General features: G+C 64.9%; 10 protein-coding genes and 1 pseudogene. 5 read left to right on the top strand and 6 right to left on the bottom strand.

The genetic code is table 11. The features are described 5' to 3' along the window. Both GJ630_RS14805 and GJ630_RS14800 read left to right on the top strand, forming a co-directional pair. Positions 1-365 (top strand): thiamine-phosphate synthase family protein (locus GJ630_RS14805; protein WP_305794213.1); only part of this gene is annotated, 365 nt, incomplete at its 5' end. 75 nt (positions 366-440) lie between these two features. After that, a pseudogene (locus GJ630_RS14800) lies at positions 441-1,075 on the top strand (DsbA family protein). Positions 1,076-1,117: 42 nt separating this feature from the next. On the opposite strand, the gene ddh reads toward GJ630_RS14800, so the two are convergent. Then, complete coding sequence (ddh, locus tag GJ630_RS14795; RefSeq protein WP_191450193.1) at positions 1,118-2,044, bottom strand: D-2-hydroxyacid dehydrogenase; 927 nt, start codon at positions 2,042-2,044, stop codon at positions 1,118-1,120. Positions 2,045-2,106: 62 nt separating this feature from the next. Next, positions 2,107-2,283, bottom strand: coding sequence for a hypothetical protein (locus tag GJ630_RS14790; protein ID WP_014041510.1), 177 nt, complete (start codon positions 2,281-2,283; stop codon positions 2,107-2,109). A gap of 165 nt (positions 2,284-2,448) precedes the next feature. On the opposite strand from GJ630_RS14790, the gene GJ630_RS14785 reads away from it, so the two are divergent. Both GJ630_RS14785 and GJ630_RS14780 read left to right on the top strand, forming a co-directional pair. Beyond that, a complete protein-coding gene (locus GJ630_RS14785; RefSeq protein ID WP_191450191.1) occupies positions 2,449-3,543 on the top strand; it encodes a sulfite exporter TauE/SafE family protein in 1,095 nt (364 codons plus the stop codon). Between the two features lie 4 nt (positions 3,544-3,547). Continuing rightward, positions 3,548-3,985, top strand: a complete 438-nt coding sequence (locus tag GJ630_RS14780; protein ID WP_191450189.1) for a universal stress protein — start codon at positions 3,548-3,550, stop codon at positions 3,983-3,985. A gap of 31 nt (positions 3,986-4,016) precedes the next feature. Here the strand turns inward: GJ630_RS14780 and GJ630_RS14775 are convergent, their stop codons facing one another. The 4 genes from GJ630_RS14775 to GJ630_RS14760 form a co-directional block, all read right to left on the bottom strand. Beyond that, the gene (locus GJ630_RS14775) at positions 4,017-4,535 is read right to left on the bottom strand and encodes an HPP family protein (RefSeq protein WP_014041513.1); all 519 of its coding nucleotides are present in this window, start codon (positions 4,533-4,535) and stop codon (positions 4,017-4,019) included. Between the two features lie 92 nt (positions 4,536-4,627). Continuing rightward, the gene (locus tag GJ630_RS14770) at positions 4,628-5,395 is read right to left on the bottom strand and encodes a glycerophosphoryl diester phosphodiesterase membrane domain-containing protein (protein ID WP_014041514.1); all 768 of its coding nucleotides are present in this window, start codon (positions 5,393-5,395) and stop codon (positions 4,628-4,630) included. Between the two features lie 62 nt (positions 5,396-5,457). Further along, entirely contained in the window at positions 5,458-5,826 is a 369-nt protein-coding gene (locus GJ630_RS14765; RefSeq protein WP_191450187.1) for a thioredoxin family protein, read from the bottom strand. A gap of 77 nt (positions 5,827-5,903) precedes the next feature. Then, on the bottom strand, positions 5,904-6,464 hold the full coding sequence (locus GJ630_RS14760; RefSeq protein WP_191450185.1) for a sugar O-acetyltransferase: 561 nt from the start codon (positions 6,462-6,464) through the stop codon (positions 5,904-5,906). A 244-nt stretch (positions 6,465-6,708) separates the two neighbouring features. Between GJ630_RS14760 and GJ630_RS14755 the strand changes: the two genes are divergently transcribed. Next, positions 6,709-8,685 carry a DUF460 domain-containing protein gene (locus tag GJ630_RS14755; protein WP_371727673.1) on the top strand — a complete coding sequence of 659 codons (1,977 nt, stop codon included), beginning with the start codon at positions 6,709-6,711 and terminating at the stop codon, positions 8,683-8,685. The last annotated feature ends 206 nt before the right edge of the window (positions 8,686-8,891 follow it).

The following is an 8,891-nucleotide window of genomic DNA, read 5'->3' as shown; positions in this document are numbered from 1 at the left end:
TCCGGCCGAACCGCGGCGTCCGCTTTGGCGCATCGACGACGGTGGCTCGCGCCCTCCTGGCCGCCCGGGAGCACGACCCGGCGATTCGGTTCGCCGTCGACTGCCGGCTGACCGACGCCGTCGAGGACGCGCTGGCGTCGCTGGACGGCCGCGTCGCTGCGTACGACCCCGGTGAGCGCCCGGACGGGGTTTCCGACGACGCCACGGCACAGTGGGGCGTCGACCGGGCGTTCGGGACCAGCGACGGAACGCCGGTCGCCGTCGTCGGCCGCGAGGGCGTGGGTACCGACGGCCGCGTGATGCTGCTCGCAGCGGACGTCGACGACCTCGTCTCCCGGGTGGAGACCATCGGGGACGGCGCGTAGCGGGCCGGTCGGTCGTGCGCTGTGTCGACACAGACGGTGACCGCGTTTAACCGCGAGCAACGCATACCCGGACGTATGAGTGAGACACAGTCGAGCGAGCGGATCACGGTCTTCTCGGACTACGTCTGCCCGTTCTGTTATCTCGGACGCGAATCGCTCAGGCAGTATCAGTCGACGCGCGAGGAGAAACTGGAGGTCGACTGGCACCCCTTCGACCTCCGGAGCGGGAAGCGCAACCCCGACGGCTCCATCGATCACTCCGTCGACGACGGCAAGGACGAGGACTACTACGAACAGGCCAAGCAGGGCGTCCGTCGGCTCCAGGATAAGTACGGCGTCGAGATGGATCTGGATATCGCCACCGACATCGATTCGCTGCCCGCCCAGATCGCCTCCTACTACGTCAAGGAGCACTACGACTACGAGACGTGGCTGACCTTCGACGTGGCCGTTTTCGAGGCGCTGTGGCAGGACGGGCAGGATATCGGCGACGAGGACCTGCTGGTCGACCTAGCCGAGGACGCGGGCGTCGACGGCGACGAGATCCGGTCGGCGCTCGCGGACGACGGCTCCGGTCTGCGGTCCGCGAGAAGTTCACGGCGGCCAAGCGCCAGGGCATCACCGGCGTCCCGACGTTCGCGTACGACGGCCACGCCGCCCGCGGCGCGGTCCCGCCCGAGCAGCTAGAACGGCTGGTCGAAGGCACCTGAGCGGCGCAGCCGGTCGCTGTACTCGAATAGCAGGAAGCGAACTTACGCGACGCGGTTCCGCAGTGGTTCGCCGTGTGTGACCCGTTCGATGTTTTCTTCAACGAGTGCTGCGATGTCCTCGTGATACCGACTCGTGGACGCGGCGACGTGTGGCGTCACGATGGCTGACTCGTGGTTCCAGAGCGGATGGTTCGCTGGCAGCGGTTCCGCCCAGTGGGCGTCGAGGGCTGCCCCGGCAATCGTCCCGTCGTCGAGCGCGTTCAGCAACGCGTCCTCGACGACGACAGGCCCACGGGCGACGTTGACGAGGTAGCTGTCGGCCCGCATCTGCGCGAGCAAAGCGGCGTCGACCATGCCTTCGGTTTCTGCGGTGAGCGGACAACACAGCACGACGAAGCGTGCGTCGGCGACGGCGGCGTCCAGTTCGTCGGGTGTGTACACGCGCTCGACGTTCTCGGCGGGGTCACCGGAGCGGCGAACGCCGACGACCTCCATCCCCAGCGCGTCGGCCCGGTCAGCGATTCCCTGGCCAATGGTGCCCAGACCGACCACGCATACCTGCTCGCCAGTCAGCGTGAACGGCGCGTCGTACGGTTCCTGCGTCCAGTCGTCGTCGCTCTGTCGGTCCCGGTAGACGTGGAGACGGCGAGCAAACGCCGTCAGATAGCCGACGGCGGTTTCCGGGACGGTGTCGCCGTGGATACCAGTGCTGTTCGTCAGTACCGTCCCGGCCGCCTCGTAGGCGTCCACGTCGAACTCGTCGTAGCCCGCACGGATGCCGTGGACCCAGGCGGCGTCCAGAAACGCCTCCCGCGGAGAGAACGTGACGACGCAGTCACTGGTATCGAAGGTTGCGTCGTCGCCGACAACTTCGACAGGGACGCCGAGCCCCTGTAGCGCGGCGACCATCGCCTCCAGCGGACAGGCCTTCGCAACTGACTCGTGAACAGCGATTCTAGCGATATCCATGTCCGTCCCTGCGGCGGGGACAGTATAGTCCTTTTCCGGAACGCGGCGAAATGTCGAACCGATCAGTCCCAGCGGCTTTCGAGCGCGTCGACACGCATCTCGATGTAGCGGCGGGACCACCGCTTCGAGAACCGTCGCAAGGCTCCAAAGAGTCCGTCTGTGTCCGCGGCGTCGGCAGAAACGTCTTCATCGTAACTCGACCGGCCGCCCGACTCCATCGGTCCCTCTGGAAAACTCATAACGATATGTGTTACCACGGGCTGTGAAATAAATATTAGGGATATTAGGCCACCGGAGACCTCGTGTGTTTTTGCCGTCTTCGCGTATTTATGCCATCATTTTTGAAACAAGTACAGACAACAAGGGATTTAAGCGATAATTAACAATGCTGGCTTCACGCGTCAATGACCACGTCGTCACCGTCCAGTCGACTCCAGAAGGGGTTTCTCAAGTACCAGCACGTCTTCGTGTTTCTGGCACCACTGCTGTTCGTCGTCGGTGTGTACACCGCCGCACCGACGCCCGCGGACGCGGGCACCGGCTACTGGTTCGAGTACTGGTGGCTCTGTATCGCCTTCGTCACTGGTGCAACCATCGTCAACACGGTCGGTATCAGCGGGTCGGCCCTGTTCGTTCCGTTTCTCATATTCATCTTCCCGCTACTAGCCGGAGAGACGCTGACACCGGAGACACTGGTGAAGGTCGGACTCATCAGCGAATCGTTCGGCCTCTCCAGTTCCGCACTCGCGTTTATCCAGTACGGGCTCGTCGACCGACGGCTCGCGCTGAGCCTCGTCCTCGGGAGCGTGCCCTTTGTCATCGCCGGCGCGCTGCTGTCGTTTGTCATCCCGGAGCCGCTGTTTCACGCGTTGCTCGGCATCGCTCTGCTGGCGGCGTCGTACTTGCTTTTCAAGGCTGACCTCGGCCACGAGGAGCCGGGCACGGCAGGCGACAGTGACCCGGAGGTATCGGCTGATGGGGGCGACGCGACACTCCCCGACGACGACAACAAGCTCGGCCCGGCCGGCGTCGAAACGGCCGACGACGGAGCAGTGACGCGCGTCGACCGCGACGGCAACGACTACGGCTACACGCGCGGCGGCTATCTCGAACGCTTCGCGAACTACAGCATCGGCGGCGTCTTCCAGGGACTGGCCGGCTTCGGCGTCGGCGAACTGGGCATCATCTCGATGCTCCGAACGGATGTCCCCGTCCGGGTCGCCATCGGCACGAACCACATCGTTGTGGCACTGACAGCGGTTCTGGCCTCGCTGGTCCACGTCTTCGGCGGCGGCCTCGTTCCGGGCGCACACTCCATCGACCTCGCGTCGACGCCGTGGAACATGGTCGTCTGGACCGTGCCCGCGACCGTCACCGGCGGCCAGATCGCACCGTACGTCTCGACCGCACTGGATACCGGGACCATCAAGAAGTTCGTCGGCGGGCTGTTCGCAGTCATCGCCGTAGCGCTGTTCCTGATGGCGACGGGTGGTGTCTAAGACGATGTACGATACGATCCTCCTCCCGACCGACGGCAGCGACGGTATCGGTGCGGCCGCGAGGCATGCCGGAACGATTGCAGGTCGGTTCGACGCGACAGTCCACGTCCTCTCGGTCGTCGACACCCGCAACCGGTTCGAGAGCCCGTCGAGCGGTCTCTCGACCGACGCATGGATCGAGGCGGAGCGGGAGCGCGCCGGGTCGGCCATCGAAGCGACCGTCGCCGAGCTACCCGACGACGTTTCGGTCGAGACCACACAGCGAGAGGGCGTCCCGAAGACGGAAATCGTCGACGCCGTCACGGAGATTCCGGCGGACCTCGTCGTGATGGGGACCCACGGCCGGACCGGACTGGACCACTATCTCATCGGCAGCGTTGCAGAGACGGTCGTCCGCGAATCGCCGGTGCCGGTGCTGACCGTGCAACTGGCAGACGAATGAGACACAGCGGATAGCGGCCTGTACTGGCATATCAGACATCGACCGGACCCGCGCGAGACGAGCCGATAGCCCGGTGGTAGGCGGACAGCACGAGCGCGTGGAACGCGACGAGAACGCCGACACCGACGACGATGACTGCGACCTGCAGCGGCGTCGAGAGCAACCCTAAGGAGACGATGAGCGTCGTCGCACAGGCCGGGGCGTGGACCGTGTCGGTGGCGATCATCCCCCAGCTCGTGGCGATGATCGAGAGCGTCGCGCTCGCGACGAGGCGGAGTCCGTCCGTCGAGAACGCGGCCGGATCCGCGACCAGCGAGACACCGCCGGCAAGCAGGCTGTACGCGACCAGCCCCGCGATGCCGCCGATGAGATGGCTCACGACGACGCTTATCAGGTCCGTCCGGTCGCCGTTCCGCTGGAAGGACAGGATGAACGCCGAGGGGCCCAGACTCGGGAAAATGAACGGCTGGCCGCTCGCCCACGCGAGCGTCCCGAGGACGACGAACAGCACGCCGGCGTACAGGCTCGTTCCGATCCGATGCCGTCGCATTGCTCCCGGTAGGAAACTGGACGGATAAGACAGTCACGGTCCGATAGAGTGGCGCTGTAGTCCCGGGGGACAACAGCGGCCAGCAGCTCCAGTCAGAGCGCGGTCATCGACGTATCGTCCTCGCTCGGGGCCGACGGCGGCCTCCCGTCACGCTCACGGAGTTGCTCGAACGCGACCGCGATAATCGCCGTGCCGTACAGCGACGCCAGTGGTTGGATGACGATGGTCGGAAGCTGCGAAGTCGGCCCCGAAAGCGCCAGCGCGCCGACGAATCCGATGACACCGCCGACGAGCGCCGCGGCGGTACCGACAATTAACAGCAGTCCGAACAGCGCCAGCCGGTTGCCCTCGGTGAGCCGATAGCTCTCTTTGAGCGCCGCGACGAAGTTCCGGTCTTCGACGATGACGTACGGCATCATGAAGATGAACGCGACGTAGGCGAAGATGCCAGGGATGAGGAGCAGGACCGACCCGATGAACACCAGTAGACTGTAGACGATTCCGCCGACGAACACGTTCACCATCGCCAGCGGTACGTTCCGAGTGAGCGCTCCCGTGGGGAAACTGTCACGCGCTCCGGCAGCGAACGTCCGGAAAGACACGATGGTGAGATACAGTGAGACCACAGAGCCAATGGCGATACCGGCACCAGCGACATTGAGCGAGATGTCGAGGGTCAGCGGCAGGGCTGCGGCGATCTCGCCGTATCCCATCCTGGTGTAGGTCGTCGCCACGATCGTGTTGAACAGTGCTTGAAAGCTAGCCATCAGGGCGAAAAACGCTACGAGTAGTATCGCGCCGGTACGACTGAACAGCCGATACCCCGCCTCTTCGAGGACGGAGCCGATTTGGAGGGCCATCAAGGGAGCGCTTCGACAAGCGGGGACATAAGTGTTGTCTCAGTGTGAGAAGGCCACTCGGTTCACGCGTCCGATTCCGACCCGCTTTCGACGAACTCGATTAGCTCCTCGGCCGGGACGAACCCGTCGGCACGGCGGTCGATAAGCTCCCCGTCGGCAAACAGCAGGAACGTCGGGACGCTCCGCACGTCGAACGCGTCGACGGCATCGAGGTCGCGTTTGGGATTGAATACGACGACTGTCGCGTCGGTGGCTTTCGCGGCGATGTCGAGTATCGGCTCCATCGACTTGCAGATTGTACAGCCGCTTGTCCGGACCATCGCCAGTACGCGGTCGGCCGTCGCCAGCACGTCGTCGAGTTCGTCCCGCGTTTCGACCGTCCGAACGCGGTTTTCGGTCGCAGTGTCCGTATCTTCGGTCGTGGTGTCCATACAATCGGTACGTGCCACAGCGCGAAGAACCCCGCGACGGGCCACGTCTGTTCAGCCCTGGCTACTACATGGGGCTGTCACTCCTCGATCTCCCGCACGACCGATGCGGGGTTCCCCTGGACGACGACGCCGGCAGGGACGTCGTCCGTGACAACCGCGCCGGAACCGACGACGGCGTCGTCGCCGATGGTGACGCCCGGATTGACGACCGCCTGGCCGCCGATCCAGACGTTGTCACCGATGGATACCGGCTTCCCGTACTCGACGCCGCTACGTCGTTCCTCCGGGTCAAGCGGATGCGTCGCGGTGTAGATGTGGACGCCCGGCCCGAGCAGGCAGTCGTCGCCGATATCGACCCGACAGACATCCAGTACGACGCAGTCGAAGTTCGCGTAAAAGCCCTCGCCGACGTGGATGTTGTCGCCGTAGTCACACCGGAAGGGCGGTTCGACGTGACAGTCCGCACCGACGGAGCCGAACAGGTCCTCGATGAGTGCCTGTCTGGTGTCGGTGTCCGATGGATCGGTCCGGTTGTACTCCCGGGTGAGTTCGTTCGCGCGCTCGCGAGCCGCGACGAGTTCCGGGTCGCTCGCGTCGTAGTGCTCGCCCGCGAGCATCTTCTCCCGTTCAGATACCATGCCGACCTACCTCCGAAGTCTCTCTCGCGGCGTAGCGAGGGATGGTCATAGTGGGCCGTCGGAGCGCCCTGATAAGAGGTGTTGGGGTCAACGATCCCGAACAATAACCCCCTCCGCAAGCCAGTTGAACAATCCACGCTGGGTGGGGCTTTCTGGCTGTTCGAAGTCTCACTCACGTACCGAAACAGTGCCCATACTGCTAGCCCGGAACGGATTTATAGTCGACCGTCGCCTACCATGGTTCGTGAACCGCACGGCAGCGCTCGACGCAGTCGTCTTCGGTGTCGACATCCAGAGCGGCGACGTGCGCGGCGACGCGCCGTCGTACGCGCTGGTGGTCTTCGACGGGGAATCAGTCGAGCGAGACGTGGTCTCGCGGCGGAAGCTCCGCCGGCGTATCGAGGACGAGGAGCCGGCCATCGTCGCGACGGACAACATGTACGAACTCGCCGAGGACAAGGACGCCCTGATCCACGTTCTCGGGTCGCTCCCCGACGAGACGAAGCTGGTGCAGGTGACAGGCGACGAGCGACCGGAACCGCTCTCACGGGTCGCCAAGCGCCACGGCGTCCCCTACGGCAAGGACCCGATGGAGGAGGCCGAGGCCGCGGCCCGGCTGGCCGCCGCCAACGTCGGTCAGGAAGTGTCGGCGTTTACCGATACGACGGAGGTGAAGGTCTCGCGGGGCCGCTCGACCGGAAAAGGTGGGTGGTCAGAAGACCGCTACACGCGACGCATCCACGGCGCGGTCCGGAAGCGCGCCCGTGAAATCGAGTCCGAACTCGACGCGGCCGGTCTGGAGTACGAGCGGGACGTGACCGAGAAGTACGGCGGCTTCTCGAACGCCGTCTTTCTGGTGTCGGCACGACCGCAGGACATCCCTGTATCGAGAGCGCGTTCGGGCGACACACGCGTCGAAATCGAGCGCCAGCGGCGGGACGGCATCGAGTTCAAGCCGCTGGCGAAACGGCGCGACCACGTCGTCGTCGGCGTCGACCCCGGGACAACGACGGCTGTCGCCATCGTCTCCCTCGACGGCACTGTACTGGATGTATACTCCTCGCGAACCGACGGCACCGCCGCGACGACGGAGTGGATTATCGAGCGCGGGCGGCCCGTCGTCGTCGCCGCCGACGTGACGCCGATGCCCGAGACCGTCGAGAAACTCCGGCGCTCGTTCAGCGCTGCCGGCTGGGAGCCCGATACGGACCTGCCCGTCGACGAGAAGAAACACCGGACACGCGAGGAAGCCTACGACAACGACCACGAGCGCGACGCGATGGCCGCCGCCCTCTACGCCTTCGATCACCACGCCGACCAGTTCGAGCGCGTCGCGAGCAAGGTGCCGCCACAGCACGACGTGGGGCCGGTCATCGACCGCGTCGTCGCCGGCGAAGAGAGCGTCGAGACGGTGCTGCGTGACCTCGAAGACGACGACGGCGAGGCCGAAGAGGACACGGCTCACGAGCCCCGGGAGCTCACCGACGACGAGAAGGAGATCAAGCGGCTGAACGCCCGCATCGAACGGCTCGAATCACACGTCGACGACCTCAAGGAGACGATCAAGCGCAAGGACGACCAGCTCGCCGAGAAGGACAAACAGCTGGAGAAGGCCCGCAGCGAGGGCCGGCGCGAAGTCCGGAAAGACCGCGAGGTGACGCGGCTCCAGCGGCGCAACGAGGCCCTCGAACGCAAAGTCGAGGCGGAAGAGGAGAAACGCGAGGCGCTGGCTGACAAGCTCGAACGGCTGAAGGCGCTGTGGAAGCTCGACCACTCGAACTTCGCCGACGTTTCGGAGAAACAGGAGGGTCTGACGCCGGTCAAGGTGGTCGAGCAGTTCACCAGGGACGCCATCGCCGACGCCGACGAGCGGTTCGGCCTCGTCGAGGACGACATCATCATGTTCCGGGACGCGTCTGGCGCGGGCCGGTCGACGGCCCAGCAGTTGGCGGATATCGACCCGAAAATCGTTCTCCGAAACGGGAATCTCTCTGACATAGCCGACCAGGTCCTGTTCGACAACGACATCCCCGTCGCGCCAGCGGAGATGGTCACCGTGCAGGAAGTGGACGAACTGGCCGTCGCCCGCGAAGGCGAAATCGAGGCGGCAATCGAGGACTGGGAAGAGCGCGCCGCCGACCGCCGGAAGGAACAGAACGCCGAGATGGTCGACCAGATAATCAGCGAACACCGGGCTGACCGACCGACGAGCGAGAACTAGACGCTGTACTGGCGTCCAGTTGACAGGACCGCAGCCGCGAACTCCCGTTCAGCGTGTCTCTCCCCGACGACCAGCCGCCGGTACTGCGTAGTTATGTCCATTGGGAGCGTATCCCTTACATGGAAGACCAGTGTCGCGTTCTGGCGGCCGCACTCGAGACGCTCGACGACGTCTTCTACGTCTACGACACCGAAGGCAAGCTTGCT

This window comes from Haloarcula sp. CBA1122 (genome assembly GCF_009741785.1).
GTDB lineage: Archaea > Halobacteriota > Halobacteria > Halobacteriales > Haloarculaceae > Haloarcula > Haloarcula hispanica.
This window is presented reverse-complemented; position numbering and strand designations above follow the sequence as displayed.

Excerpts from the sequence above, each read along its gene's own strand:
- GJ630_RS14765 (WP_191450187.1), bottom strand. The coding sequence starts at position 5,826 with ATGGACACCACGACCGAAGATACGGACACTGCGACCGAAAACCGCGTT.
- GJ630_RS14760 (WP_191450185.1), bottom strand. The coding sequence starts at position 6,464 with ATGGTATCTGAACGGGAGAAGATGCTCGCGGGCGAGCACTACGACGCG.
- GJ630_RS14775 (WP_014041513.1), bottom strand. The coding sequence starts at position 4,535 with ATGCGACGGCATCGGATCGGAACGAGCCTGTACGCCGGCGTGCTGTTC.
- GJ630_RS14790 (WP_014041510.1), bottom strand. The coding sequence starts at position 2,283 with ATGAGTTTTCCAGAGGGACCGATGGAGTCGGGCGGCCGGTCGAGTTAC.
- GJ630_RS14770 (WP_014041514.1), bottom strand. The coding sequence starts at position 5,395 with ATGGCCCTCCAAATCGGCTCCGTCCTCGAAGAGGCGGGGTATCGGCTG.
- GJ630_RS14780 (WP_191450189.1), top strand. The coding sequence starts at position 3,548 with ATGTACGATACGATCCTCCTCCCGACCGACGGCAGCGACGGTATCGGT.
- ddh (WP_191450193.1), bottom strand. The coding sequence starts at position 2,044 with ATGGATATCGCTAGAATCGCTGTTCACGAGTCAGTTGCGAAGGCCTGT.
- GJ630_RS14785 (WP_191450191.1), top strand. The coding sequence starts at position 2,449 with ATGACCACGTCGTCACCGTCCAGTCGACTCCAGAAGGGGTTTCTCAAG.